Here is a 26,412-nt window from a genome sequence, read left to right as displayed (position 1 = left end):
CCGGGAGTTCGCGGGTCTAAAGCGCGCGGGTCTACAACTCGATTTCGCCGAGGATGCGGTGGGCGAGCGCCTTGGCCTCCTCAAGCGCCTCTTCGGGCGTCGACGACGTGCTGTCGACTTCGTAGACGGTGTTCTCCTGCTCGTCGCCGTCGTCGCGCGCGAGGGAGACGACGCCCTGATACTGGTCGCCTTCTACCTCGCGAACGGTTGCGATCGCCGTGTAGATACCTTTGGTGTAGGTGAGCTCGGCCATGATGCAACTCCGGCAAGGGGGAGATTCCATCGTAGCACGCAGATCGTGACAGCACGGGTACGTCACGAGGCGCATACCGGACGCACAGGGAGGCGTCGCACGCAGGCCGGTGGCGCGCGTGCGACAGGTCACCGTTGCAGCGCTGCTTACTCTTCCAGCAGCGCGACGACTTCGTCGAGCGTCGGCGAATGCGCGCCGGAATGCCGGCATGCCGCCGCACCCGCCGCCAGCGAAAACGCCAGATGTTCGGGCCACGTCCGCTTTGGCGCGGTCATCAGGCTGAACAGCAGGCCACCGATCGACGCATCGCCGGCGCCCACTGTGTCGGCCACTTCGACGCGCGGTGGACGGTCTTCGTACACGGCGTCGCCCACAAGGAGCGTCGACGTTTCCGGCCCGCGCGTGACGAGCACCGTCGCCGACGGATTCAGCGCGCGCAGCTGCGCGAGGGCGGCGGCTTCGTCGTCGGTCTTGAAGAGGAGGCGAAGGTCCTCGTCGGAGACCTTGATCAGGTCGGCGAGCGCGGCCATCTTGCGCAGGATCGGCTCGTAGCCGTGTTCCATCAGGTTGCGGTAGTTCGGGTCGTAGCTGATCTTCACCCCGCGTGCGCGCAGCTCGGCGGCGAGCTGAGCAAGCGTGTCGCCAAGCGGCTGCCGCACGAGGCTGATGCAGCCGAAGTGCGCCCACTTCACCTGTTCCATCCAGCCGTGCGGCAGCAGCGACGGATCGAACGCGAGATCGGCGCTGTTGTCGCCCATGAAGAAGTAGGTCGGCGGATGCGTTTCGTGGACGATCGCCAGCAGCGGCGAGCGGTCGACGCGCTGCATGAAGCGCATGTCGAGGTCGGCGGCGACGCTCGCGTTCCAGATCACGTCGGAAAAGCAGTCGTTGCCGACCGCGCCGACCGAGGCCGTGCGCAGACCGAGCCGCGCGACGGCGCGCGCGACGTTCCAGCCGGCGCCGCCTGGCACCGAGAGCCAGCGCGAAGCGTCGGTACGGACCATGTCGGTGAGGATGTCGCCGGCGGAAACGAAGAAGGGAAATTCGGTGCTCGTTGTCATGGTGGTCACCGTGCAGATTCGACAGGCGCGTCGGCGAGTGCGTGTGTCAGCACTTCGTAACAGGCGCCCATCGTGTGATAGTCGGTCTTGCCGGCCGGGCTCTTTTCGTCGCTGTACTTGCGGTTGTCGCACGTGAGGATGCGATACCACGCGCCATAACGATGATCGACGAAATGCGCCCAGCTGTAACGCCAGATCTCGTCGTACCAGTCCCAGAAGCGTTCGTTGCCCGTGCGTTTGCCGAGGAGCGCCGCCGTCGCGAAGGTCTCGGCCTGCACCCAGAAGTACTTGTCATGATCGCAGACCGTGCGGTCCGGGCCAAACCCGTAGTACAGGCCGCCGTGGTCTTCGTCCCATGCGTGCGTCATTGCGGCGTCGAAGAGTTCGATGGCGCGCGGCAGCAGCCACGGCAGCGGACGATGACGTTCGAGAATCAGCAGCAGCTTCGCCCATTCGGTCTGGTGACCCGGCTGGAAACCCCACGGACGGAAGATGTTCGAGCTGTCTTCCTCGTTGTAGTGCCAGTCCACCGACCAGTCCGCGTGGAAATGCTCCCACACGAGACCTTGCGACAGCTTCGCCTGACGCAGCGTGATGTTCGACGCGACGCGCTCGGCACGGTCGAGATAGACGAGGTGCCCGGTCGCTTCGTACGCGGTCAGGAGGGCTTCGGTGGTGTGCATGTTCGCGTTCTGACCGCGATAGCTCGACACGTGCCAGTCGGCGGATGCCTCGTCAGCGTAGAGGCCGGCGGCCGCATCCCAGAAGCGGTGTTCCATCAGATCGAACGTCGCGGCGATCATCGGTTTCGCCTCCTCGATGCCCGCCATCGCCGCGTGCGAATACGCGAGCAGCACGAACGCGAGGCCGTAGCAGTGGCGTGTCGAATCGAGCACGCGCTTGTGGCCGTCGCGCCATTCGAGTTCCCAGTCGTAGCCTTCGTGATGGGCGTCCCAGTGCGCGTCGCGCAGAAAGCGCATGCCGTGGCGCGCGTACTCCAGATGCTGCGGGTCGCCGAACTGGCGGTAAGCCATCGCGTAGTTGAAGACGTAGCGGCAGCTGCTTACCAGATGGCGCGTGGTTTTGTCGTAGATCGAGCCGTCGTCGCGGAAGAAGTGGAAGAAGCCGCCGCTCGGGTCGAACACGTTCGGCGCGTAGAAGCGCAGCGTGTCCTTGATGTGCGAGAGCAGGAATTCCGGATCGCGAAAGCTCGCGACGGACGGTGCCGGCACCGTGGTTTCGGCGTGAGGATTGGCGTGATTCAGGTCGGGTTGCGTCATGGCTTTTTCACCGAAGTGCTGGCACGGGCGATGAGTTGAACAGGCAGGCGGACTTCCGTTTCGGCTGGCGCAGCATCGAGCAGCAACTCGACACCGCGCCGGCCGAGCGCTTCCTTGTCGACGGCGATCGTCGACAGCGGCGGCGTGGCATGCGCTGCAGCGGGAATATCGTCGAAACCGATGATGGCAATGTCTTCCGGCACGCGCAGGCCCCGCGCCTGGCAGACGCGCATCGCGGCGAGCGCGGCGGCGTCGTTGTAGGCGAACACGGCATCGACGCGCGGGCCTCGCGCCTCGAGCAGGCGTTCCATGGCTTGCGCCGCGCCGGTGTCGGGATCGAGGCCGGCGTCCATCGCGACTTCGAGCGACGGGTCGAACAGGAGCCCCGCCTCGAAGAACGCGCGGCGGTAGCCGAGCGCGCGCTGCGCGATGCTGAAGTGCGCGAGCGAGCCGCCGATGAACGCGATGCGCTTGCGGTTCTGCGCGAACAGATGTCGCATCGCGAGTGCCGCGCCTTCGGCGTTGTCGAGATTCACCGAGCGCAGACCGGGCGCCCACAGATCGATCAGCACGAGCGGCCGCTGCATCTTGACGAGCGTGGCGAGCGTTTCTGGTTCGACGAAGCCAGCGATGGCGACTGCATCCGGCGAATGGACGCGCATCTGCTGGATCACGTCTTCGGTCGGTCCGGCCGTCAGTAGCGAGGGCACGATGCCGCGTTCGCGGCACGCATCCTCGACGCCGTGCAGCACGTGCGAAAAGAACGGGCTCACCGTGAAGTTGTTGTGCTGGCGATGGAGCAGGAACGTGAGCCGGCGGATACGCATGCGCAGTTGCGCGGCGTCGTAGCCGAGCTGTCGCGCAGCTTCGACAACACGCAGACGCGTGGCGTCGGAGAGACCGGGCTGGTTCTTCAGCGCGCGTGAGACGGTGCCGATCGACACGCTGGCAGCGCGCGCGATGTCACGAATGGTTGTCCCCATGTACGTATGGCTGGCCGGAGGGCCGCTGGTTTCGAGTCCGGAGATTGTATAGTAAAACCCGGTCGCGAAAACCCTCGCCGTATGGCGTTAACCCGTGCAGAACGCTGTATTCAATAGGTATAGCCGTGGTTTTATGTGTTTAGTAAAATAAACTAAACGAAGTCAAGTCGGGTGCTTTTGATGGCTGCGGATGGGTGCGACTGTTCTCACGATGCCTGCCTGTCGTGTCAGTCTGATGTGATGTGAAGGCGTGCGCCGTCTGCACCGGGCTGGCAACGACGGGGATCAAGCGACGTGCCCGCTACCGGCGTTCAGCCGCCGATGAAACCTGGCGAATCGACGCGCCCGCGTATCAGCGCTTCGCTCTCGTCGCTGTCGATCAGCACGAATCCCGACGGTTCCTGTTTCGCGCGACGCTTCGCCAGCGCCGCCACCGAGGCGATCTCCTCGCTCGTATAAAGCGCTGCGTCGGTGTCCGGTTTCACGCGCACGCCGCCGATCGCCATCGTCACGAAGCCGAAGAACGTCGGGTTGCCGCGCCGGTCTTCGCCGTGGATGCCGCCCGCCAGCCGGTCGGCCGGCGCGTAGAAACGCTGCGCGCCTTCGTTGAACGCCTGGATTGCGCGCAACGCGCGTGCGTGCCAGTCGTCGCTCTGGAACAGGATCAGGAAATCGTCGCCGCCGACATGCCCAAGGAAGTCGCGCGTCGGGTCACACACGTCGGCGAGCACCGCCGCGGCGAATTTCAGCACCTCGTCGCCCTGCCAGTAGCCGTACTCGTCGTTAAACGGCTTGAAGTGGTTCAGATCGACGTAGCACGCGTAGAACGCCGCTTCGTTGCTGACGAGCCGCGCGATATGCGAGCTGATCGGAATGTTGCCCGGCAGGAAGGTCAGCGGATTCGCATAGCGTGCCGCTTCGATCCGCACTTCCGTCACCGCCCGCACGAGCTTTTCGCCCGTGCCGAGTCCGGCGTATTTGCCGTTGTCGGTGATAACGAACCCATCGGCGAGATAGCGCTGGTCGTCGCTCGCGAGGAGTTTGGCCATCTGCTCGACCGTCATCGATTTTTCGATGACGACCGGCGACGCGTTCGCGAACTGCAGACACGGCCGCTTGCCGAACAGCTCGCGGTGATACGGCAGCGCATAGCGGTCCATGAACGCGCGACGGTTGATGAGCGCGACGGGCTCGTCGTTTTCAACGACGGCAACCGCGTGCAGGTCCGGCAGACGGTTGAAGAGGCCGAGCACGTCGTTGTTCGTCGCCTCGCGCGGCAGCGCGGGCGCGTGCACGAGCATTCTGTCGGACGCCATGCCGCCCGAAGGCGACGCGCCGACTGTGCGCGTCGTCTCGGGGAACACGGCGATGTGATGCGCGCGGATCGCCTCGCGGGCGTCGTCGCTGACGACGCGTGACGGTTGCGCATGAGGCCGTCCGAAGAAGTAGCCCTGCCCGCATCCGATCCCCATGTCGCGCACGACGATCAGGTCCGCTTCGTTCTCGATGCCTTCCGCGACAAGCCGCGCGCCGCTCGCGTTCGCGAAATGCTGCATCGCCTTGACCGCCTCGAACTTGAGCGGATCGCTCGCGATGTCGTGAATGAAGAAGCGGTCGATCTTCACGACGTTGGGCTGCAGGCGCACCCACAGGTTCATGCTCGCGTTCGCCGTGCCGTAGTCGTCGAGCGCGAACTGCGCGCCGGACGCGCGCAGCGTCCGGATGATCGGCAGGAAGCTGCCGATGTCGGGAATCGCGCTTTGCTCGGTCAGTTCGATCACGATGCGGTTCGCCGCGACGCCCGACTGACGCAAAAGCGATAGCGTGCTTTCGCTCGCTTCGGCGAGCGCGCGGATGGCGCCGGCGCTGAAGTTCAGGAACAGCTTGCCTTCGCATTCGAGGCGCGCGAACGCCTCGATGCAGGTGCGCGCAGCTTCGCGTTCGAGCGCGATCGCGCAGCCTTCGGCGCCGGCCTGCGCAAAGAGCGCGTGCGGCGCCTCCAGCCGTGAGCCGGACGGACCGCGGATCAGACCTTCATAGCCGAGGATCGTCCCCTCGTCGAAATCGATGATGGGCTGGAACACCGCGGACAGTTCACGACGGGCAATCAGATCTTCGATGCCCGACGAGGGCTGGCCGAGGGGCACGCGAGCAGACATGGGCGGGTTGCCGAAACGATGGGACTGTCGACTTAACGGCCATTTTCCGTAGCAGTTAAGTGAATCTTTGGTGAAGCGGCGCACCGCGATGGTGCGCGGAGCGGCCAGCTGGCCTGATGGCGTTGCAGGCTATGCCATCTGGCCGAGGTGACGGCCGATGCGGCGTCGCGTGAAATAACAAAAAGCCGCACAGGGCGGCTTTCCGGTTTCACGATTCACGACGAGCGGTTCGCCTCGTCGCACTCTCGCTCAGGAGATCTCATGGTTTATCTGTTCGACGCATCCGTCCGCTCAACGCCGTGCAACCGCGGCTGGCGCGGCTTCCTTGCCAGCGGCGCGCTTCTCGGGGTTGATATCGCGGGCGCCCCAGCGCTGCGCGAGCGCGGCACACACCATCAGCTGGATCTGATGGAACAGCATCAACGGCAAGACCACCGCACCGACCGCATGCGAAGCAAAAATCACCTTGGCCATCGGCACGCCGGCGGCCAGGCTTTTCTTCGAACCGCAGAAGATGATCGTGATCTGATCCGCGCGGCTAAAGCCAAGCCGTTTGCTGACGAACATCGTGAGTGCGAGCGCGATGGCGAGCAGCACCCCGCACACCACGAAGAGGCCCGCCAGCGCGGTGAGCGGAATGTTATGCCAGAGGCCTTCGTTCACGGCCTCGCTGAAGGCGGCATACACCACGAGCAGGATCGAGCCCTGGTCGACAAACTTCAGCACGCCGCGGTTGCGCTCGATCCAGCGGCCAATCACCGGGCGCAACAACTGCCCGGCCACGAACGGCACGAGCAGTTGCAGCACGATGCTCCACACCGTGTGCCACGCAGAAGTGCCGCCGGCAGCCTGGTTCGTGATGACCACGCTGACGAGCGCGGGCGTGATGAAGATCCCAAGCAGGCTCGATGCCGACGCGCTGCACACGGCGGCCGGTACGTTGCCCTTCGCAATCGAGGTGAACGCGATGGACGACTGGACCGTCGATGGCAGCGTGCAGAGGAAGAGAATGCCCGCATAGAGCGCCGGCGTGACGAGCGGAGAAAGAAGCGGTTTGAGCGCGAGGCCGAGCAGCGGAAAGAGCGCGAACGTGCTTAGCAGTACCACCAGATGCAGCCGCCAGTGCGTGGCGCCCGCAATGATCGCTTCACGCGACAGTTTCGCGCCGTGCAGGAAAAACAGCAGTCCGACGGCAATATTCGTCAGCCAGTTGAACGCGACGGCCGTCTGGCCGTGAACGGGCAGCAGGCTCGCCAGAATGACAGTGCCGACGAGGCATAGCGTGAAATTGTCGGGAAGTAGTTTAGGGCGGGCCATCTCGGGGAATCTCGAAGCAATGGATGCAGTGTGACGCGAAAAACGCTGGCGCGCGAATATGGCACCGGTCGCGCAAGGCAATCAATGAAAACGCCTATTGTCCAGCGTTTTCGATTGAATATGCAAATTCATTTGAAGAATCGATTAATGCGTATTGTGCATGTTGCGAGCACGCGACGCCTGCAGGTTAGCGGCGCGATTTCGCCTGGCGCAATGCATTCGGTCGTATTTACTGGCGCGTTTTGGGGTGTCGGATCAGGCGCGCCGGACGCCGGTACTTCACTGCCCGGAGAGCCTTGCTGCATGCGCTTTTTCACGAAAAACCCTGCCGTAACATGGTGTTACAACCCTTCAGGTGGCATAACATTTTTTGGCTCGACACGTCGGATGGCCGCCCATAAATTACTGCTCACAGGCCATTGGGAAGTCGTCGGGCCCGGCGTTGCGTCGCCGGCTCGCCCGACTCCCAGATCAGGTTCCGCCCATGCTCGAACGGTGAACCTGGGGCGGGTCGTCGAGCAGGTGAAGGATCGTGAACGCAGGGTATTCGAAGGGGTTGCACTGGCTGCTGGGCGCACTGTTTGCGCTCATGGCTGCGTTCGCCTTCGCAAAACCTTCGCCTGCGCCCCATGGCGATGCCTCTCGCGGTCCTGCTCACGGTGGCGGGTTCTTCCGGCCCGTGCAGCAGAATGCGGCGGGCGGCGGTCATTGGTATGGCCTGCAACCCGGTACACGTGTGAGCCAGGGCGATCGCAATCTCGGCACGGCCCGCCGGCCGGCGCTGGCGTATGACGGCTCGCCGCGCCTCACCGCGCAGGACCGTCCGTTCCGTGCCGATGGCGAACCGGTGCGCTACGCCGGCGCGATTACGCCGGTCAGCACCGAAGGTCGCCCGGTGCCGCGTCCTCCCGCCAACGCGCCCGTCGTGCGCACCGGATCGATCCGTGCGGATGTTGCCCGCTATAACGAAGAGCGCGGCGCCGTGCGCTCCATCCCCCATCCGCCGGATGACGTTCCCCGGCCGCCCACGCCGTCGCCTTATCGCAACTGATCGTTGCCGCCTGTCGTATCCCTCGTGAGTGAGTTTCGGGCGACGCCGGTCGCACGTCGCCTGTCGTCGAGTCTGTGTCTGCGGTGCGCAAAACCGGCGCGACTCAGGCGTGGTCTGCGCGAGTCTCGTTTTTTCCTTACGGCTGCCTGAACAGATTCCGCGGGTTTGATCCTCGATCCCGGGGGATTTCGGTCTCCCGAGCATTGAAGTCAACCCGCATCTGCGCCTCCCGCCCCCTTTTCCAGCACCGCTAATCAGCCTTCGTTTGTCCCGGGCCATCGCGCGCTGCTGGCGAGGTCCCTTCGCGGTCGCCGATATGACGCGTGCGCGCCACACTTTTTTGAAAAACCCAATCTTCAGTGCACGATTCGGCCTTCGGAAAAAAGCCGGTTGCGCAATGCATCATGCGCGCGCCGTTTGCACACGACGTCCGCCCACAAGGCAATGGCGGCCGTGGTTGCGGGGAAGGGGATGGCATGCCGCACTGCATTTGCTTTCGGGTACGACCGTGCTTTAACAGGCCGTTATTCGAAGAAACTAAGCAGGCTCATATACCGGCAATAACCAGACATATTTTTTTTCATAAAAATGGTCCGCAAAGATGGTCTCCGCCCACCGACCCAGATCAGCTCGACGACCTGACGGACAAGAACAACCGTTTGCGCGAGTGAACCCGACGCGCCAGCCACGCTTACTTTTGACAAAGACAGGAGAACCCATGAAAACAAACGTCAGCCGCACGCTGAAGACCACGCTCAAGGCAACAGTGATCGCCGGCTTGCTGGCAGGCGCATCGACCGCGTTCGCGCAGTCGAGCGTTCAGCTCTACGGACAGGTCGACGAGTGGGTCGGCTCGCAGAAATTCCCAGGCAACGAACGCTCGTGGGTGGTGTCGGGCGGCGGGATGTCGACTTCGTACTGGGGCATGAAGGGCGCGGAGGACCTTGGTAACGGCTACAAGGCGATCTTCACCCTGGAAGGCTTCTTCCTTGCGCAGAACGGTCAGTACGGCCGCTTCACCGGCGATACGATGTTCTCGCGTAATGCGTACGTGGGCATCGAAGCGCCGTGGGGTACGTTGACCGCCGGCCGTCTGACGACGCCGCTCTTCGTGTCGACGATCCTGTTCAACCCGTTCATCGACTCGTATGTGTTCTCGCCGATGGTGGCCCATGTCTACCTCGGCCTCGGCACGTTCCCGACGTACAACACCGATCAGGGTGTGACCGGCGATTCGGGCTGGAACAATGCCGTGCAGTATCAGTCGCCGAACTTCAACGGGCTGTCGGCGACCGCGATGTACGCACTGGGCAACACGACCCAGAACGGCGCGAAGAAGTGGAGCGGCCAGGTGCTGTACTTCCACGGCCCGTTCGCGGCGACCGCGGTGTACCAGTACGTCAACTTCAACAACGCCCCGGGCGACCTGTCGAATCCGGGTGCCTCGGGTGTGCTCGACCTGAAGAGCCAGGGTGTGGGCCAGATCGGTTTGTCGTACGACCTGAAGTACGTGAAGTTCTTCGGCCAGTACATGTACACGAAGAACGACCAGGGCGCGTTTGGCAGCTGGCACGTCAATACGGGACAGGGCGGCGTGAGCGTGCCGGCGGGTCCGGGCACGGTCATGGCTTCGTACGCCTATTCGCGTGACGGTGGCGGCCTCAACCAGACGCGTCAGACCGCGGCGCTCGGCTACGACTATCCGCTGTCGAAGCGTACGGACGTCTATGCTGCCTACATGTACGACAAGATCAGCGATCAGTCGTCGGGCGATACGTTCGGCGTCGGCATCCGCGCGAAGTTCTAAATATCACGACGTTTGGCAGAGGATCACCGGCCCCGTTCGCAGCACGACGCGGGCCGGCAGGAAGCGACATCGCGAGAAGACCAGGCGCCTCACGTTCTACCGGACGTGAGGCTTTTTGTTTGCACGGTGCCTTGGTCCTTTCGCGCTTTCCCCACTGATCCTTGATAAAGTCCCTCCGACAGCCCCGATTCATTCCTGTTGTGAGCGATTAGCCATGGACACCCTCGTCAGCATGAAAGTGTTTCGTCACGTCGTCGAAGCGGGCAGCTTCGTTGCCGCGGCGGAGCGGATGGACATTTCGGCGGCGATGGCGAGCAAGCATGTGATGCACCTCGAACAGCAGCTCGGTGCGCGCCTGCTCAACCGCACGACGCGCCGTGTCGCTCCGACCGAGGCTGGGCGCGAATACTACGAGCGGCTCTCGCAGGTGCTGACCGAACTCGATGAAGCCGGGCAGACCGTGGGCGCGGCGAGCGTGGTGCCGCAAGGCAAGCTTCGGGTTTCGTCGCTGACGGCGTTCGGGCTGGGTCATGTGATGAGCGCGCTTACCGACTACGCGGCACAGTTCCCGCAGGTCACGGTCGACATCACGTTGTCGGATCGCGTCGTCGAACTGATCGACGAAGGGTTCGATGTGGCGATCCGGGCATCGCCGACGGGATTGAAATCGTCTTCGCTGATTGCACGGCAGATCGCGATGGCGCACATCGTGTTGTGCGCCTCGCCGGATTATCTGCGCCGCTACGGCACGCCGAAGACGCTGGCCGATCTTGAGAAGCACAACTTCATCCAGTACACCGGCGTGTCGGCGCAGGAACTCGCGCAGGGTGTCGATGCGGCGGGCGCACGGCTGCGGCTCGCCGGTAACATGATCGTGAACCATCTTGAAGCGCAGCGCGTGGTCGTGCTGCAAGGTGCCGGCATCGCGATGCTCGGCACCGAAGTGATCGGCGACGATCTCACCGCCGGCCGGCTCGTACCGCTTCTCGTCGACGAGCTTCCGCCGCGCGAACTGCCGATACACGTCGTGTACGCGAGCCGGCGGCATCTGTCGGCGAAGGTGCGCTCGTTCGTCGACTTTCTCGCCGAACGCTTCGCGAGCGAAGCGCTCTGGCCGACGCTCGACCAGATCAAGGCCGCCGCCGTGCGCTGACCGCGCCCGGCCAGCGCGGGCAGACCGGGCAGACCGGGCGGCGCAGGACGCGCTGCGCCGGAGACTAGATATGCAGCCGCGACTTTGCCGCTTCGTATTCCTGCTTCAGACGCGCGACGAGTTCCCCCACCGAAGGTACGTCGTCCATCAGGCCGACGCCCTGGCCCGCGCCCCAGATGTCTTTCCACGCCTTGGCCTTGTCGCTGCCGAAGTTCATCCTGGTCTTGTCCGATTCCGGCAGTGCGTCGGGATCCAGCCCGGCGTTCACGATGCTTTCGCGGATGTAGTTGCCATGCACGCCCGTGAAGAGGTTCGTGTAGATGATGTCCGATGCGCTGGAATTGACGATCGCATGCTTGTAGCTATCGACCGCGTGCGCTTCCCGCGTCGCGATGAAGCGTGTACCCATGTAGGCGAGATCGGCACCCATCGCCTGGGCGGCGAGAATTGACCCGCCGTTGGCGATTGCGCCCGACAGCACGATCGGACCGTCGAACATCTTTCGCACTTCGCCCGTCAGCGCGAACGGCGACGTCGTACCCGCATGACCACCGGCGCCGGCTGCGACAAGGATCAGACCATCCACGCCCGCTTCAAGTGCTTTCGCCGCATGCCGCAGGTTGATGACGTCGTGCAGCACAATGCCGCCGTAGCTATGCACCGCGTCGACGATTTCCCGCGAAGGTGCGCGCAGGCTGGTGATGAAAATCGGGATCTTGTGTTCGACACACACGCGCACGTCGTGCTCGAGACGCGTATTCGACTGATGCACGATCTGGTTGACCGCGATCGGTCCAATCATCGCGTCCGGATTCGCGGCCTTGTGTTCAGCGAGCGAAGCCTGGATCTGCGTCAGCCACTCGTCGAGCAGTTCGGCGGGGCGTGCGTTCAGCGCGGGAAACGAACCGACGATACCGGCCTTGCATTGCGCAAGCACGAGTTCGGGATAGCTGACGATGAACATCGGCGAGGCGACGAGGGGCAACGCAAGATTCTGCAGGACGGCGGGCAATGCCATGGCGCAAGTCTCCTTGTGAACGGACCGGTGCGCGCGATGCTGGCGCGCCCGATCCTGTGAGTGTAGCGGCTGAACGCAGCGGACGATGCCGGCACGGCGCACGCCGCTCAACATCGGCGCTTCAGCGCGGCAAAAATTAAGAACGATCGTTCGATTATAGAGGAATAGCACGGACGTGCTCATGGAAACGGGTTTGAGGGACTCTTCGGTTTCCATGAATTGGTGGTCTCGGACACCTCACCGGGACATGTCGCGCTTCTACAATGCAGGACACACAAAATGACAAGAGGCCCGCCATGTCCTTCGAGGAATTCACGCCGTTTCGCGTCGCCGCAGGCGATCTGGAGATTTTCGGCGTCAAGGGCGGCTCCGGGCCGCCGCTCCTGCTGCTGCATGGCCACCCGCAGACGCACCTGATCTGGCATCGCTGCGTGGCGCAGCTGGCGGAGCATTTCACCGTGATCGCCACCGACCTGCGCGGCTATGGCGCATCGGGAAAACCAGCGAGCGACGCCTCACACACGCCCTATTCGAAGCGCGCGATGGCGGCCGACCAGGTCGCCGTGATGAAGCATTTCGGCTTCGAACGCTTTCTCGTGTGCGCGCACGATCGCGGCGCGCGCGTCGCGCACCGGATGGCGCTCGATCATCCCGATGCCGTGGAGCGCCTGATGCTGCTCGACATCGCCCCAACGCTCGCGATGTACGAAGCCACGGACCGCACGTTCGCCACGCTCTATTTCCACTGGTTCTTCCTGATCCAGCCTGAGCCGCTCCCGGAGACGCTGATCGGCGCGCATCCCGATGTGTACGTCGATCGCGTGATGGGCAGCCGTCATGCGGGTCTTGCGCCGTTCGCGCCCGAAGCGCTCGCCGCGTATCGCGACGCGCTTCGCCAGCCCGGCGCGGTCCACGCCATGTGCGAGGACTACCGCGCGTCCGCGACAATCGATCTGGATCACGACCGCGCCGATATCGAGCGTGGTCACAAAATTGGTTGCCCGCTGCGTGTGCTGTGGGGCGAGGAGGGCGTCATCGAAAAATGCTTCAAGCCGCTTGAGGAGTGGCGCCACGTTGCGCGTGACGTCAGCGGACGCGCGCTGCGGTGCGGGCATTACATCCCGGAAGAAGCGCCGGACGCGCTCGTCGCCGAGATGCTCGCGTTCTTCGAAGCCATCGAACAATAACGACGCCGCGTCCTTTTTTTGCGTTCGCGAGCCCTGGATGCCGGTTACTGATCGGTGAATGCAAGCGGCGGCAGGCGCCGCTGGATGGGTGTCGATTTCACGATTGCCGTACTCGTCTCGGCGCGCTCCGTCACCTTCGACAGGATCGTGTCGAGCTGGTCGATCGAACGTAGATACAGCCGGCAGATGAAGCAGTCGTCGCCAGTCACCTTGTCGCATTCCACGAACTCCGGAATGCGCCGGATCACGTCTTCCACGAGATGCAGCTGGCCGGGCAACGGCTTCACGCGGACGATTGCCTGTAGCGTGTAGCCGAGCGCGCGCGGGTCGAGCTGCACCGTGAAGCGCTCGATCACGCCCTGTGTGTCGAGCCGGCGCAAGCGGTCAGCGGTGCTCGGCGCCGAGAGTCCGACGCGGCGTGCAAGTTCGCTCACCGCAACGCGCGCGTCCTCGGCGAGTGCGGCAATGAGCGCGCGATCGATGTCGTCAAGCGCGACGGGCGCGACGTCGGAGAAAAGGCGCTTTGTCATGTCAGCCTTCGTTCGAAAGGTGATTTTTGTCTGCAGCTTAAGTTTATCCATGTATTCGATCCGCCGGATTAATTACACTCCTCTTAAGTAAGGAACTGGCAGGAAGGATCGAATCATGGCTTCAAGCGAAATCCGGCGCGGCGCCGCCGAAATGACCGTCGCAATGCTGATGTCGGGCGCGATTGGCTGGCTCGTCGTGTCGTCGCGGCAATCGTCGGAAAACGTCGTGTTCTTCCGCTGCGTCTTCGGATCGGCGACGCTCGCCATTGTCTGCGCCGCACTTGGGCTGTTCCGTCGCGACCTGTTCTCGTGGCGCATGCTCGGGCTCACCGCGCTCGGCAGCGCGGCGATCGTCGCCAACTGGATCCTGTTGTTCGCCGCGTATTCGCGCGCGTCGATCTCGATGGCAACCGCCGTCTACAACACGCAGCCGTTCATGCTGGTGGCGCTCGGCGCGGTTGTGTTCCGCGAGCGCATTACGGCGTCGGTTGTCGCATGGTTGCTCGTCGCGTTCGTCGGGCTCGTGCTGGTCGTCAAGGTCGAACCGGCGGTGCTCGCGGTGCCCGGCGAATACCTCGAAGGCGTGGCGTTCGCGGTGGGTGCAGCGTTTCTGTACGCGGTGTCGTCGATCATCACGAAGCATCTGAAAGGCACGCCGCCGCATCTGATCGCGCTGATCCAGGTCGGACTCGGCGTCGTGATGCTCGCGCCGTTTGTCCATTTCGACGCGCTGCCCGCGAGCGGCTCGCAATGGGTGAAGCTGGCCACCTTGGGCGTCGTCAACACAGGCGTGATGTACGTGCTGCTCTACGGCGCGATCCAGAAGCTGCCGACCGCGATGACCGGCGCGCTTTCGTTCATCTATCCGGTCGTCGCCATCATCGTGGACCGCGTGGCGTTCGGGCAGAAGCTCGCGTGGGTGCAGGTCGTGGGCGCCGTACTGATCCTGCTTGCCGCAGCCGGTGTCAATCTCGGCTGGCGCATCGTGCCGCAGCGTCGGTATTCGGCGCCCTGAACCGCGGTTTGCGCCGGCGGTATCGTTCTGGATTGAACACGGCGAATGTTGCGAACGCTTACGAGTGCGGCCTGCAACGGCAGGTGCCAGCCGGTTTTCATGGACCGTCATGCTTCTGTAGGGAAATCACCGATGCGTTCGAAAGGTTCGCTCGGTATCATCCGTTTCGACGTTGATCACGTCGTCAAAAATTGCGCCGTTCGCCATCGCTGGTGAGCGGCTTTCTTTTTTGTGGCGCCGTTATGCACGTAACCGCGCCCATCACGCGTCTATCGGCTGCCTGACCCCGTGGGCGCGAGAATGCGTTCACCCTCGACGGTTAGCGCGCCACTCTTCGCGAGTCCTTCCACGAGTTCTGCCAGCAGCGCCGGCCATCGTGTTTGTGGCGCGAGCATCGTCGCGGCGGCGCGCATCACATTCGCTTCGTCGAGCATGGCGAGCAGCGCGTCGAACGTCATGGCGCGCACGTCAAGCAGCTTGAAGACGATCAGCACTTTCAGCGCGTTCTTCGCGTTGCGCGCGGGGTCGGCGCGCAGCCACGCCACCCGTGAAAATGCTCTTTCGAGCGCCAGCTCAACATCGATGAACGGTGCGCCGTGGCCGGGAATTACCATGCGCACGTCGAGTTGCGCGATCTGCTCGAGCACCGCCTGTTCTTCCGCGAAGCCACTTTCGCCTTCCAGCTCCGGAAAGATCACGCCAAAGCCGTTTTCCCAGAGCGCGTCCGCGCTGATCAGCACGCGTTCGGCCGGGCAATACAGCATCAGCGAATGCGGATCGTGTCCAGGTGCGCCGATCACCTCCCACTGCAGCGCACCGAGCGTGAGCATCGTGCCGGGACCGATCGTTTCGGTGAACGCGAAGCGCTCGCACGTTTGCCCGGTCGCGCGGAAGGTGAGGCGTGCTTCGTCCCATTCGCGCACGGCGTCCGCTTCTGGCGACGGAATCGCCGTGCGGCAGGGCCACGTCGCCTGTAGCAGCGCATTGCCGCCGCAATGGTCCGAATGCAGATGCGTGTTGATGATCAGATCCAGCGGCCGATCGCCAAGCGCCCGTTCAACGAGCGCGAGCGTCTGCCCGGCGTGCGCCGCGTAGCCGGTGTCGACGAGTGCTGCACACGCTTCGTCGACGAGCAGCACGTTGTTCGACGACAGCCAGCCGCGCTCGAAGACGCTCATCGAAGCGGGCAGCGCGATCATCGTGTGACGCTCTCCGGTTTCGGCATGACGAGGATGGTGGATGTGCCAACCAGCACGGTCTCACCGCGCTGGTTGACGACGTGGCCGTCGAGTTGCGTGAGGTCGCCATTGAGGCTCGGCTTCCACCACGCATCGCGCACGCGCCACGTGATGGTCAGCGTGTCGTTCGCATAGACGGCTTTTTTCAGCTTGATATCGAATTCGAGGCCGAGCGGCTGCGCATACGTCGAGTAATGCGTTGCGAGCAGTGCCATGAAATGCGCCGACGGCTGCGTGCCCGAAGCGATCAGTCCGCCGAAGCGGCTCGCGGCTGCATACGCGTCGTCGTGATGGAGCGGATTCATGTCGTTCGCCAGCGTCGCAAACGATTTGACCGAATCCACCGATAGCGTCAGCGTGCTGCTGAACGTCTCGCCGATTGTCACAACCCGGGGCGGCGCGTTCACGTCGGAACCTTCTTTTCAGCGATGAATTGTGCGTGACGCACGTCGATGATGGCCCAGACCGCGCGCTTCTGCTGATCGTCGAACGACGACCATCCGCGGATTTCATCGATGGTGCGCAGGCACCCTTCGCACCATCCGGTCGTGCGGTTCATGCGACAGACGTCGATACACGGCGACGGCACGGGCGCGATGTCCGCAGTGCCGTTTGCGTTTTCGGTCGTGCTGCCGCTTTCCCCGTTGCGGGTGTTGCTGCCCATGCTCATGCCGTCTCGCGAAGCGCGACGTCGGCAACCGGCGCGCCGGTCATCGCGACGAGTTCCTGCGGCGAAAGGTTGAACACTGCGTGCGGATGGCCCGCTGCCGCCCACAGGCTGTCGAGCGCAAGCAGGTCGGCATCGATCAGCGTGACGGGCGGCGTTGCGTGGCCGATCGGACACACGCCGCCGATCGCGTAGCCGGTTTTCTCACGTACGAACTTCGCATCCGCGCGTCCGATAGCCCCGACCTGGGCCGCCACTTTCTTTTCATCGACACGGTTCACGCCGCTCGCGATTACAAGCACCGGTGCATCGTCGTCGCGCCGGCGAAACAGGATCGACTTCGCGATCTGCGCAACCGAGCAGTCGAGCCCGGCCGCCGCTTCAGCCGATGTCTTGCCGGTTTCCGGGAGCATGACAACCGGCTTCGCGTGACCGTGCTCGCGCAGCAGCAGCGCGACGCGGCGGGCAGAGTCGGGCAGATCGTCGAGGTTGCCGGATCCGTGAGACGTCGTGGAGGTACTGTCCATCATGTTGGCTGTTCCGTTCTGCTTCGTGTTTGCTGTCATTGTGTGGCGTTGGCGTGGCGCTAGACGCACGGCGTCTGCTCACTGCGTGCTTTCGCAAGCAGTGCCTTGCCTGCGCGCGATGCGTTCGCCTTGCCGGTCGCCGTGGAGATGAAGTCGCCAATCGCGACAACTTGCGCGAGGTCGATGCCCGTTTCGATGCCAAGCCCGTTCATCAGATACAGGACATCTTCGGTCGCGACGTTGCCGGTTGCGCCTTTCGCGTACGGGCAGCCACCGAGCCCGGCCACCGAAGCGTGATAGATCTCGATGCCTTCATTGAGAGCGGCATAGATATTGGCGAGCGCCTGACCGTACGTGTCGTGAAAGTGGCCCGACAGGCGTTCGCGCGGAAACACCTTCGTCACAGCCTCGAAGACTTCGCGCGTGCGCTTCGGCGTGCCGACGCCGATCGTATCGGCGATATCGATTTCGTCGCAACCGAGCGCCGCAAAGCGCTCGACGACGTCGACCACCGAGGCGACGGGCACTTCGCCCTGGTATGGACAACCGAGCGAGCACGACACGCTGCCGCGAATGCGCAGCCCGGCCGCTTTCGCCGCCTGTGTAACGGGCTCGAAGCGCGCGATGCTTTCCGCGATGCTGCAATTGATGTTCTTCTGTGAGAACGCCTCGCTGGCTGCGCCGAAGATCACGATTTCGTCGGCCTGCGCGGCGAGTGCGCCCTCGAGGCCGCGCAGGTTCGGCGTGAGCACCGAGTAAATCGTGCCCGGACGACGCGCGATGCCGGCCATCACGTGGGCGCCGTCGGCCATCTGCGGCACCCATTTCGGCGAAACGAACGACGCGGATTCGACGTTCCGAAATCCCGCCGCCGACAGCCGGTCGATCAGGTCGATCTTGATGCGGGTCGGGACGAATTCCTTTTCGTTCTGAAGTCCGTCGCGCGGACCGACTTCAACAATCTTGACTGACTGGGGCAGCGCCATCACCTGTCTCCTGCCGCATCGGGGCGGCGTATTGATTGTGTTCAGTATCCGCGCGCGAGATCGATCACGCCGGTGACCGGCTCGCCGCGCATCATCGCCTGGATCTTGCGTGAGACCTGCACGACGCTGTCTTCGCGCAACGTCACGGCCGAGATGTGCGGCGTGACCGTAATGCGCGGCTCGCGCCAGAATGGATGGTCGGGCGGCAGCGGTTCTTCGCGGAAAACATCGAGCGTTGCACCGGCGAGCTGACCCTGTTCGAGCGCGTCGAGCAGATCCTGTTCGACGAGGTGTCCGCCGCGCGCCACGTTGACAAGGTACGCACCCTTCGCAAGCTTCGAGAAGGTTCGCGCGTTCAGCACATCGCGCGTGTCGGGCGTGTGCGGCAACAGGTTCACCAGCACCTTGACGCCATCGAGGAACCCATCGCGTTGTGCCTCGCCCGCGTATGTTGTCACGCCTTCGATCTGTTTGACGCCGCGGCTGTAGCCGCGCACCGGCAGGCCGAACGACGCGAGCGTTTTCGCGACATGCGCGCCGAGCACGCCGAGGCCCAGCACGCCGACGGTGAACGTCGCGCGCGGATGCGGGTCGAGTTCGTGCCACCGGCGTTCGATCTGCTGGCACCCATATTCGTCGAACCGGCGCATGTAGCGCAGCACGGCATGCGTGACGTATTCCGCCATCTGCGGCGCCATGCCGGAGTCTTCGAGGCGCACGAGCTGCGCCTGACGCGGCAGTGTGCCGGGGTTCGCGTGTTCGAGCGCGAGAATCGCGTCCACGCCAGCGCCCAGATTGAACACGGCGCGCAGGTCAGTGCGGCCTTCGAACAGTTCACGCGGCGGCCGCCATACCACCGCAAAATCGGCCGGCGCACGATCGCCCGGCTGCCACTCGCGCAGGTCGGCATCCGGCAGCGCACGGGCAAAGTCTTGAAGCCACGCGCCTGCGTTCGCATGCGGCATGTAGAAAAGTATTTTCATGGGCTTACGTGTATCGGCCGGCAAGGTCCAGGCATGGAGGGTTTTTCTCATAGGGCCAGGCTTCATTCTACTTTTTCGCGAGCCGATGCGCGCGCCGTCTGTCGGGGCGGTCTGTCCGGACCTCGCCGCGGCGGGGGCGTCGTGCTGATTCATACGATAAACAAAGCACGATAAATTGGTTCGGCAGCGAGAAACCGCGCACGACAATACCTTCCAGGGATTCCGCCCGTGAGGAGCATCATGTCCTGCATCAAATCGACGTGGCCGCCGCGCCTCGTCACCGTGCCTGGCCTGCATGGCAGTGAGGGCGCGCACTGGCAAACCTGGCTCGAACGGCAGTTCGCGCGCTCGCTGCGCGTCGAACAGGCCGACTGGGATGCGCCTGAACTCGCCACGTGGTCGCAATCGGTCCGCGACGTGATCGCGCGGGAGCGCGGTCCGTTCGTCATTGCCGCGCACAGTTTCGGGTGTCTGGCGACTGCGCATGCGCTGCAGCAGGCCGCGCTCGCGAATGATGTCGTCGGCGTGCTGTTCGTCGCACCGGCAAGCCCGGAGAAGTTCGCCTTCGCCGGTGCGTTTGACGCGCGAAGGCTCGGCGTTCCCTCTATCCTGATTGCGAGCGAAACCGACCCGTGGATGCCGCTTGCCGGCGCGCGCGAAATGGCAGCGCGCTTCGGGAGTGCGTTCGTCAATCTGGGCGATGCAGGGCACATCAACACGGCAGCAGGATACGGACCCTGGCCACGCGCGAAGTATTTCGTCGATACGCTCGCGCATTGCGCGGCGCCCTTGCGATTTCGTGAGGAAGCGATTGAATCCGCCATTCAGGTGCCGGGTTTGAGCGAGCGGCTTACGCCAGTTAGAGCCGCCTGAAGCCTTTCGCCGTGATGCTGGCCGCGACCGGGCGTCGCCGCAAGACAACCCTGTTCGCCAGAGCGTACCGGATCCGGATCGTGCGGGGCATCCGGCCTGACGGCAGAGGACACGCGCCATCGCGTATCAGCGGCTTTCCGGTCGATCCGATAAAATCGCGCTTCTGGCTGCGGATCGTTCGCTGGCGGCCCATGCATTCAACATCAATGAGCGGAGACGCAATGGCAGGCAAGGCAGGTAAATCGGGGAAGGCGCGCTGGCTGGCAGCGGGCATGACGGCACTTACGCTGTCGCTGGGCTGCGTCGGTAGCACGTGGGCGGACACGTCGCTGTTGAACGTGTCTTATGACGTGACACGGGAGTTGTACAAGGATATCAACACGAGCTTCGTTGCCGCCTACAAACAGAAGACGGGAGAAACCGTATCCATTCGCCAGTCGCATGGTGCATCAAGCGCGCAGGCGCTCTCGGTGACGCAGGGTCTGCAGGCGGACGTCGTCACGATGAACCAGCCGAACGACATCGACCTGCTCGTCGAGCGCGGCCAGTTTGTACCGGCGAACTGGCGTGCACGCCTGCCGAACGACAGCGCGCCGTACACGACGACCATGGTGTTTCTCGTGCGCAAGGGCAACCCGAAGCACATCAAGGACTGGGACGATCTCGCGAAGCCGGGCGTGCAGGTCGTGATCGCGAATCCGAAGACGTCGGGTAACGGCCGTTACACGTATCTCGCGGCGTGGGGCTTTCGCAAGCAGCATGGTGGCACGGACGCCCAGGCGCTCGATTTCGAGAAAGCCATCTTCAGGAACGTGCCGGTACTCGACACCGGCGGCCGCGGTGCGACGACGACGTTCACGCAGCGCAATATCGGCGACGTACTCGTGACGTTCGAGAACGAGGTTGCGCTGATCGACACCGGTGTCGGTGCGGACAGCTTCGAAGCGGTCTATCCGTCGATCAGCCTGTTGGCCGAGCCGCCGGTGACGCTCGTCGACAAGGTGGTCGACAAGCGCGGCACGCGCAAGGAAGCGCAGGCGTACCTGGAGTATCTGTACTCGCCGGCGGCGCAGGAAATCATTGCGCAGCATCATCTGCGTCCGCGTGATGCGGGTGTCCTCGCAAAGCATGCAAACGAATTCAGGCCGTTGAAGACATTTACTGTCGAGCAGGAATTCGGCAGCTGGCAGAAGGCGCAGCAAACGCACTTCTCGGATGGCGGCACGTTCGACCAGATCATCGTCGACCGGAAGTGATGCGTTAACTGCACGACGCACACGCTGCACCATGCAAAAGGCCGCCTGATCGCTCAGGCGGCCTTTTGCATTCCGGTGGCATGACGGGACGCGATCGAGGCGCCGCGCCACGTCTCACACCGAACGTTCAGTGACGCTCGCAGCCATGTTCGCAGCCGCTTTGCTCGACCGGCATCTGTTGCGCCGCTTCCGCACGGATGCCGAGTCGTTCCAGCAGCTTGCGGTCGGCTTCGGCCTGCGGGTTGCGGGTGGTCAGCAACTGGTCGCCGTAGAAAATCGAGTTTGCGCCCGCGAGAAAGCACATCGCCTGCAGCGCCTCATCCATCTGCTCGCGCCCGGCAGAAAGACGCACCATCGCTTTGGGCATCGTGATGCGCGCGACCGCGATCGTGCGCACGAATTCGAACGGATCGAGCGCTTCGGTGCCGGTGAGCGGCGTGCCTTCCACCTGCACGAGATTGTTGATCGGCACTGACTCCGGATACGGGTCCATGTTCGCCAGCTGCGTGATGAGGCCCGCGCGTTCACGACGCGATTCGCCCAGCCCGACGATGCCGCCGCAGCACACGTTGATGCCCGCATCGCGCACGCGTTCGAGCGTGTCGAGCCGGTCCTGATACGTCCGCGTCGAGATGATCTGTCCGTAGAATTCCGGCGACGTGTCCAGGTTGTGGTTGTAATAGTCGAGGCCGGCTTCGCGCAGCCCATGCGCCTGATGCGGTTCGAGCATGCCGAGCGTTACGCACGTTTCGAGACCCATCGCCTTCACGCCGCGGATCATTTCCTTGATCGATTCCAGGTGACGATCCTTCGGATTACGCCATGCCGCACCCATGCAGAAGCGCGTTGCGCCGTTCTCTTTCGCGACGCGGGCGGCGGCGAGTACTTCGTCGACAGGCATCAGCTTGTCGGCCTTCAGGCCCGTATCGTGATGCACCGACTGCGGACAATACGCGCAGTCTTCCTCGCAGCCGCCTGTCTTGATCGACAGCAGCGTCGAGAGCTGCACGCTGTTCGCGTCGAAATGCTCGCGATGCACCTGTTGCGCGCGAAACAGCAGATCGTTGAACGGCAGTTCATACAGCGCGACGATATCCGCCACGCGCCAGCGCGCGGGTGAAGACGTTGCGTTTGCGATGTTCGCGGCGTCCGCTGCACGCGGTGTGTCCGGTTCGGCGTGTGTGCCTTCGGTGCGGAGGTCGGTCATGGCGTCAATCCTCGTAGACGGTGATTCAATTCGGGTTCAGTGTCGCGCTTCGCGCAGCACATGCAACAGGGCGGCGACGTCCAGGTGATTCGCGGCGTCGTCGGGTGACGTGGGGTTCTGGTGCGGCACGACGCCGAGCAGCGGCGCGTCGTAATGCCGGTCCAGCCAGTCGCGGATCGTGGCGATGTTTTCGTCGGCGAAATTCATTGCCGGGTCGACGCGGTTCGCGACCCAGCCGGCCAGTTGCAGCCCGCGCGCCGCGATCGCTTCGGCGGTGAGCAGCGCGTGGCTGATGCAGCCAAGCCGCATGCCGACGACGAGCACCAACGGCAGGTTCAGCGCAAGCGCGAGGTCGGCCGTGTCGTGTGCGTCGGTGAGCGGCACACGAAAGCCGCCGACGCCTTCGACGACAACCACATCCGCGAGCGTTAGCGCCTTCGCGTGGCAATCGACAATGTGCGCGATATCGAGCGACACGTTTTCCAGCGCAGCCGCGATGTGCGGAGCCGCAGGCTCGCGCAGCAGAAACGGCGTACGTATTGCGGCGGGCAGCAGCACGCTGGCGGCCGCATCGAGTTGATCGGCGTCTTCGTTATGCCACACGCCGTTGCGCTCAAATGCGCCGGCCGCGATCGGCTTCATCGCGGCTGCGCGCAGCCCTTCGCGCGTGAAGCCGCGAAGCAGTGCCGCCGAGACGAGCGTCTTGCCGATCTCGGTGTCGGTGCCGGTGACGAATACGGAGAGCGGCGCGTTCATGCGGCGCGCCTGCTCAGTGCTTTCAGCGCGTTTTCCAGCTGGTCGATATCCGCATGCGAATGCGCGGCCGACAGCGAGATGCGCAGGCGCGACGTTCCGACGGGCACAGTCGGCGGACGGATCGCGGGCACCCACAGGCCTGCGCGATCGAGCCCGGCGGCAACCTCGAGCGTCGTTTCATTCGCGCCGATGATGAGCGGTTGCACGGCAGTGTGCGAATCGACTGGCAGCCAGCAGGTTTCCTTGAGCATTGCGCGCGTGCGTTCGATCAGCGTCTGCAGATGCGTGCGACGCGCGTCGCCTTCTTCGCCGCCGATGATGCGCAGGCTTGCCGATACCGCGTGCGCTACGGCGGGTGCCGACGCGGTCGTGAAAATGTAGGGGCGAGCGCGCTGCACGAGCCACTCGATCACGGTCTCATGCGCGACGACGAACGCGCCAGACACGCCCGCGGCCTTGCCAAGCGTGCCGACCATCACGAGATGCTGTGAACGCAGCGCTTCGTGTGCGAGCGCGCCGCGACCTTGCGGTCCGAGTACGCCGAACCCGTGCGCATCGTCGACGACGAGCCACGCGCCGTGCTTTTCTGCCAGGGCCACGAGTGCGGCGAGCGGCGCGATGTCGCCGTCCATGCTGAAGACCGTGTCGGTGACGATCATCTTCACTGCGGCGTCCGACGCTTCGAGCATGGCGGACAGCGCATCCGCGTCGGCGTGCGGATAGATCTGCACGTCCGCGCGCGAGAGCCGCGCGCCGTCGATCAGCGAGGCATGGTTCAGCGAATCGGAGAAGAGCGTCGTGCCGCGGCCCGCAAGCGCCGTCACAGTGGCGAGGTTCGCCATGTAGCCGGTGCTGAAGTAGAGCGCGCGCGGCGCGTCGATGAAGCCACCTGCGAACGCGGCGAGATCGTCTTCGAGTTGCGCATGCGCGCGCGAATGGCCGCCGAGCAGATGCGAGCCGCCGCTGCCCGCGCCATAGCGCACCGCGCCTTCGGCGACGGCAGCGACGAGCGCCGGATGGGCAGCGAGGCCCAGATAGTCGTTGCTGGCGAAGCCGATGATCGCACGACCGTCGACCGTCATGTGGGCGGCGCACGGTGTTTCGATGGTGCGGCGACGACGACGCAGGCCGCGAGCGTCAATGTCGTCCAGACCTTGTGTGAGGGTGTCCAGCAAATGCATTAGCGAGCTCTCGTGAGTGTGGCGTCGAACGTTTCGCGCGTGCGTGCTGCGAGCAGCGCGAGTTCCTCGTCGTCGAGAATGTACGGCGGCATCAGATACACCGTTGTGCCGATTGGGCGCAGCAACAGTTCGCGTTGCAGTGCGTCTTCGAAGAAGCGGCGCGAGAAGGTCGCGGCTTCCGCGGCGTCGTCGATGACGGCATCGAACGCGAAGATCGTTCCGCACTGGCGCAGATTGCGTACCTGCGGATGGGTTGCGAGCGGGTCGAGCGCCGCGCGCAGTGTCGCGGATTTCTTCACGTTGGCAGCGAGGACATTGTCGGCTTCGAAGAGGTCGAGCGTCGCGAGCGCGGCGCGGCATGCGAGCGGATTGCCGGTGTACGAATGCGAGTGAAGGAAGCCGCGCGTGGTGTCGTCGTCGTAGAACGCCTCGAAGATTTCGTCGCGCGAGAGCACGATCGAAAGCGGCAGATAGCCGCCGCTGATGCCTTTCGACAGACACAGGAAATCGGGCCACACGCCTGCCTGTTCGCACGCGAAGAAGGTCCCGGTGCGGCCGCAGCCGACGGCGATTTCGTCGGCGATCAGGTGGATGCCGTACTGGTCGCAAAGCGCGCGCAGACCGGCGATATACGACGCGTCGTGCATGGCCATGCCGGCTGCGCATTGCACCAGTGGTTCGACGATCAGCGCCGCGATGTGTGAGCCGCGCGAATCGAAAAGCGCGCGCACGGTGTCGAGCGCGCGCTGCGCTACGTCTGCGGCGGTTTCGCCTTCCTTCGCGAGGCGGGCGTCGGGTGATGGGACGACGTGCGCGTTGCGAATCAGCGGATCGTAGGCGTCCTTGAAGAGGGCGACGTCGGTGACGCCGAGCGCGCCGATTGTTTCGCCGTGATAGCTGCTCGCGACGCAGACGAATTCGCGTTTCTCGTCGTGACCGCGATTGCGCCAGGTATGAAAGCTCATCTTGAGTGCGATTTCGACGGCCGACGCACCGTCTGACGCGAAGAATGCGTGGCCGAGCGTGTTTTGCGTGAGTGCGTGCAGCCGTTCGGCGAGTTCGATTGCCGGCTCGTGCGTGCAGCCGGCGAGCATGGCGTGTTCCAGCGTATCGAGTTGCGTCTTGAGCGCGGCGTTGATGCGTGGATTGGCGTGACCGAAGAGGTTGACCCACCAGGAGCTGATGGCGTCGAGATAGCGACGGCCGTCGCGGTCATGGAGCCATGGGCCCGTGCCGCGCGCGACGGCGATAAGCGGCAGCCGCTCGTGATGTTTCATCTGCGTGCAGGGGTGCCAGACGGCGCGCAGGCTGCGGGTGATCCAGTCTTCGGTTGGTGTAGGTGTTGTGCGCATGTTCATGCGGAGGCCTGCGTTTTTCAGGCGGGTTTGTTCGTTGGTTTTTCGTTCAATCGTCGGATCTTTGCGCGGCGATGAGACAAGGATGCGGGGCATCGTGGCCGATGCGGGCCTCAGATTAGCTGTTTATTTTGCTGTTTGCATTAGCTGGAATTTGCTGGTTTTTTCCGTCTGGCGCGGGGTTGACGGGAGTTTTGTGCAGGTCGGGGTTGTTCGTTTGTGAAGGTTGTAGATGCGCGGAGATGACGACGGCAAAGTCATGTGACCCAATCGGTGGTTTTTTGCCGCCTTTGGCGGGGCGGTGGTTCTTTTTTTTCGTGCCGAAGCTGTTTCTCTGCTTTGGCCTTTCCTTGTATTCGTGTCGGTCTATTGGCGTTGCCCCTGTGCGGGGCGGCACTTACTTTTCTTTGTCCCCCAAGGGGACTTCCTTCGGGGCGTCTTCCAAAGAAAAGTAAGCAAAAGAAAGGCGCTTCGAGAACTCACCTTTTCCAGGTGTGTCATCTCTGGGGAATGGCAACCCGTGAGGTGTCGCCCTCGTGCGTGAAGCCGTATGGGTCCGCGCACGATCT

At 63.8% G+C, this 26,412-nt stretch carries 25 protein-coding genes; 7 read left to right on the top strand and 18 right to left on the bottom strand.

Going from position 1 to position 26,412, the window contains the following annotated elements; all coding sequences use genetic code 11:
• Positions 1–31: 31 nt before the first annotated feature.
• The 6 genes from LPA36_RS07245 to LPA36_RS07220 all read right to left on the bottom strand — a co-directional run bounded on the left by LPA36_RS07245 (position 32) and on the right by LPA36_RS07220 (position 7,053).
• Positions 32–253, bottom strand: coding sequence for a hypothetical protein (locus LPA36_RS07245; protein ID WP_228875448.1), 222 nt, complete (start codon positions 251–253; stop codon positions 32–34).
• A gap of 146 nt (positions 254–399) precedes the next feature.
• Entirely contained in the window at positions 400–1,314 is a 915-nt protein-coding gene (locus tag LPA36_RS07240; RefSeq protein ID WP_228875447.1) for a carbohydrate kinase family protein, read from the bottom strand.
• 5 nt (positions 1,315–1,319) lie between these two features.
• Entirely contained in the window at positions 1,320–2,594 is a 1,275-nt protein-coding gene (locus LPA36_RS07235; protein WP_228875446.1) for an AGE family epimerase/isomerase, read from the bottom strand.
• The gene (locus LPA36_RS07230; protein ID WP_228875445.1) at positions 2,591–3,577 is read right to left on the bottom strand and encodes a LacI family DNA-binding transcriptional regulator; all 987 of its coding nucleotides are present in this window, start codon (positions 3,575–3,577) and stop codon (positions 2,591–2,593) included. Before LPA36_RS07230 ends, LPA36_RS07235 begins: the two co-directional genes overlap by 4 nt.
• A gap of 311 nt (positions 3,578–3,888) precedes the next feature.
• Positions 3,889–5,736 carry an EAL domain-containing protein gene (locus LPA36_RS07225; RefSeq protein WP_228875444.1) on the bottom strand — a complete coding sequence of 616 codons (1,848 nt, stop codon included), beginning with the start codon at positions 5,734–5,736 and terminating at the stop codon, positions 3,889–3,891.
• A 291-nt stretch (positions 5,737–6,027) separates the two neighbouring features.
• On the bottom strand, positions 6,028–7,053 hold the full coding sequence (locus LPA36_RS07220) for a bile acid:sodium symporter family protein (protein WP_228875443.1): 1,026 nt from the start codon (positions 7,051–7,053) through the stop codon (positions 6,028–6,030).
• 532 nt (positions 7,054–7,585) lie between these two features.
• Between LPA36_RS07220 and LPA36_RS07215 the strand changes: the two genes are divergently transcribed.
• The 3 genes from LPA36_RS07215 to LPA36_RS07205 all read left to right on the top strand — a co-directional run bounded on the left by LPA36_RS07215 (position 7,586) and on the right by LPA36_RS07205 (position 11,064).
• Entirely contained in the window at positions 7,586–8,104 is a 519-nt protein-coding gene (locus tag LPA36_RS07215; protein ID WP_228875442.1) for a hypothetical protein, read from the top strand.
• 718 nt (positions 8,105–8,822) lie between these two features.
• Positions 8,823–9,911: a porin gene (locus LPA36_RS07210; protein WP_228875441.1), complete on the top strand. Its 1,089-nt coding sequence runs from the start codon at positions 8,823–8,825 to the stop codon at positions 9,909–9,911.
• A gap of 214 nt (positions 9,912–10,125) precedes the next feature.
• Positions 10,126–11,064 (top strand): LysR family transcriptional regulator, encoded by a 939-nt coding sequence (locus LPA36_RS07205; protein ID WP_228875440.1) that lies wholly within the window; start codon positions 10,126–10,128, stop codon positions 11,062–11,064.
• Positions 11,065–11,128: 64 nt separating this feature from the next.
• On the opposite strand, the gene LPA36_RS07200 is transcribed toward LPA36_RS07205, so the two are convergent.
• The gene (locus tag LPA36_RS07200; protein WP_228875439.1) at positions 11,129–12,082 is read right to left on the bottom strand and encodes an NAD(P)H-dependent flavin oxidoreductase; all 954 of its coding nucleotides are present in this window, start codon (positions 12,080–12,082) and stop codon (positions 11,129–11,131) included.
• Between the two features lie 296 nt (positions 12,083–12,378).
• Here LPA36_RS07200 and LPA36_RS07195 point away from each other — a divergent pair, with 296 nt between their 5' ends.
• Positions 12,379–13,269, top strand: a complete 891-nt coding sequence (locus LPA36_RS07195) for an alpha/beta fold hydrolase (RefSeq protein ID WP_228875438.1) — start codon at positions 12,379–12,381, stop codon at positions 13,267–13,269.
• Positions 13,270–13,313: 44 nt separating this feature from the next.
• Here LPA36_RS07195 and LPA36_RS07190 read toward each other — a convergent pair whose 3' ends face one another.
• A complete protein-coding gene (locus LPA36_RS07190; protein WP_228875437.1) occupies positions 13,314–13,799 on the bottom strand; it encodes an Lrp/AsnC family transcriptional regulator in 486 nt (161 codons plus the stop codon).
• Positions 13,800–13,914: 115 nt separating this feature from the next.
• Here LPA36_RS07190 and LPA36_RS07185 point away from each other — a divergent pair, with 115 nt between their 5' ends.
• Complete coding sequence (locus LPA36_RS07185; protein ID WP_228875436.1) at positions 13,915–14,814, top strand: DMT family transporter; 900 nt, start codon at positions 13,915–13,917, stop codon at positions 14,812–14,814.
• A gap of 269 nt (positions 14,815–15,083) precedes the next feature.
• Here the strand turns inward: LPA36_RS07185 and LPA36_RS07180 are convergent, their stop codons facing one another.
• From LPA36_RS07180 to LPA36_RS07155, 6 genes are read right to left on the bottom strand one after another with little or no spacing between them, the layout of a single operon-like run.
• Positions 15,084–16,013: an MBL fold metallo-hydrolase gene (locus LPA36_RS07180; RefSeq protein WP_228875435.1), complete on the bottom strand. Its 930-nt coding sequence runs from the start codon at positions 16,011–16,013 to the stop codon at positions 15,084–15,086.
• A complete protein-coding gene (locus LPA36_RS07175; protein WP_228875434.1) occupies positions 16,010–16,459 on the bottom strand; it encodes a MaoC family dehydratase in 450 nt (149 codons plus the stop codon). Before LPA36_RS07175 ends, LPA36_RS07180 begins: the two co-directional genes overlap by 4 nt.
• Complete coding sequence (locus LPA36_RS07170) at positions 16,456–16,722, bottom strand: DUF1289 domain-containing protein (protein ID WP_407674223.1); 267 nt, start codon at positions 16,720–16,722, stop codon at positions 16,456–16,458. Before LPA36_RS07170 ends, LPA36_RS07175 begins: the two co-directional genes overlap by 4 nt.
• Positions 16,719–17,246, bottom strand: a complete 528-nt coding sequence (locus LPA36_RS07165) for a YbaK/EbsC family protein (RefSeq protein ID WP_228875641.1) — start codon at positions 17,244–17,246, stop codon at positions 16,719–16,721. The genes LPA36_RS07170 and LPA36_RS07165 overlap by 4 nt, the downstream gene beginning before the upstream one ends.
• A 59-nt stretch (positions 17,247–17,305) precedes the next feature.
• The gene (locus LPA36_RS07160; RefSeq protein ID WP_228875433.1) at positions 17,306–18,232 is read right to left on the bottom strand and encodes a hydroxymethylglutaryl-CoA lyase; all 927 of its coding nucleotides are present in this window, start codon (positions 18,230–18,232) and stop codon (positions 17,306–17,308) included.
• A gap of 41 nt (positions 18,233–18,273) precedes the next feature.
• Positions 18,274–19,215, bottom strand: coding sequence for a 2-hydroxyacid dehydrogenase (locus LPA36_RS07155; RefSeq protein ID WP_228875432.1), 942 nt, complete (start codon positions 19,213–19,215; stop codon positions 18,274–18,276).
• A gap of 237 nt (positions 19,216–19,452) precedes the next feature.
• Here LPA36_RS07155 and LPA36_RS07150 point away from each other — a divergent pair, with 237 nt between their 5' ends.
• Together LPA36_RS07150 and LPA36_RS07145 are read left to right on the top strand one after the other, a co-directional pair.
• On the top strand, positions 19,453–20,088 hold the full coding sequence (locus LPA36_RS07150; RefSeq protein ID WP_228875640.1) for an RBBP9/YdeN family alpha/beta hydrolase: 636 nt from the start codon (positions 19,453–19,455) through the stop codon (positions 20,086–20,088).
• A 221-nt stretch (positions 20,089–20,309) separates the two neighbouring features.
• A complete protein-coding gene (locus tag LPA36_RS07145) occupies positions 20,310–21,344 on the top strand; it encodes a sulfate ABC transporter substrate-binding protein (protein WP_407674222.1) in 1,035 nt (344 codons plus the stop codon).
• Between the two features lie 127 nt (positions 21,345–21,471).
• On the opposite strand, the gene bioB is transcribed toward LPA36_RS07145, so the two are convergent.
• Genes bioB through bioA form a run of 4 tightly spaced genes read right to left on the bottom strand, consistent with a single transcriptional unit; the run spans position 21,472 to position 25,846 of the window.
• Complete coding sequence (gene bioB / locus LPA36_RS07140) at positions 21,472–22,551, bottom strand: biotin synthase BioB (protein WP_228875431.1); 1,080 nt, start codon at positions 22,549–22,551, stop codon at positions 21,472–21,474.
• A 36-nt stretch (positions 22,552–22,587) separates the two neighbouring features.
• Entirely contained in the window at positions 22,588–23,307 is a 720-nt protein-coding gene (gene bioD / locus LPA36_RS07135; RefSeq protein WP_228875430.1) for a dethiobiotin synthase, read from the bottom strand.
• On the bottom strand, positions 23,304–24,488 hold the full coding sequence (gene bioF, locus LPA36_RS07130; RefSeq protein ID WP_228875429.1) for an 8-amino-7-oxononanoate synthase: 1,185 nt from the start codon (positions 24,486–24,488) through the stop codon (positions 23,304–23,306). The genes bioD and bioF overlap by 4 nt, the downstream gene beginning before the upstream one ends.
• On the bottom strand, positions 24,488–25,846 hold the full coding sequence (gene bioA / locus LPA36_RS07125) for an adenosylmethionine--8-amino-7-oxononanoate transaminase (RefSeq protein WP_407674221.1): 1,359 nt from the start codon (positions 25,844–25,846) through the stop codon (positions 24,488–24,490). Before bioA ends, bioF begins: the two co-directional genes overlap by 1 nt.
• Positions 25,847–26,412: the final 566 nt, after the last annotated feature.

The sequence above is a fragment of the Paraburkholderia saeva genome, from assembly GCF_907164555.1.
Classification (GTDB): Bacteria; Pseudomonadota; Gammaproteobacteria; order Burkholderiales; family Burkholderiaceae; genus Paraburkholderia; species Paraburkholderia saeva.
The sequence above is the reverse complement of the archived record's forward strand: the minus strand, read 5'-3'. Positions and strand labels throughout refer to the sequence as shown.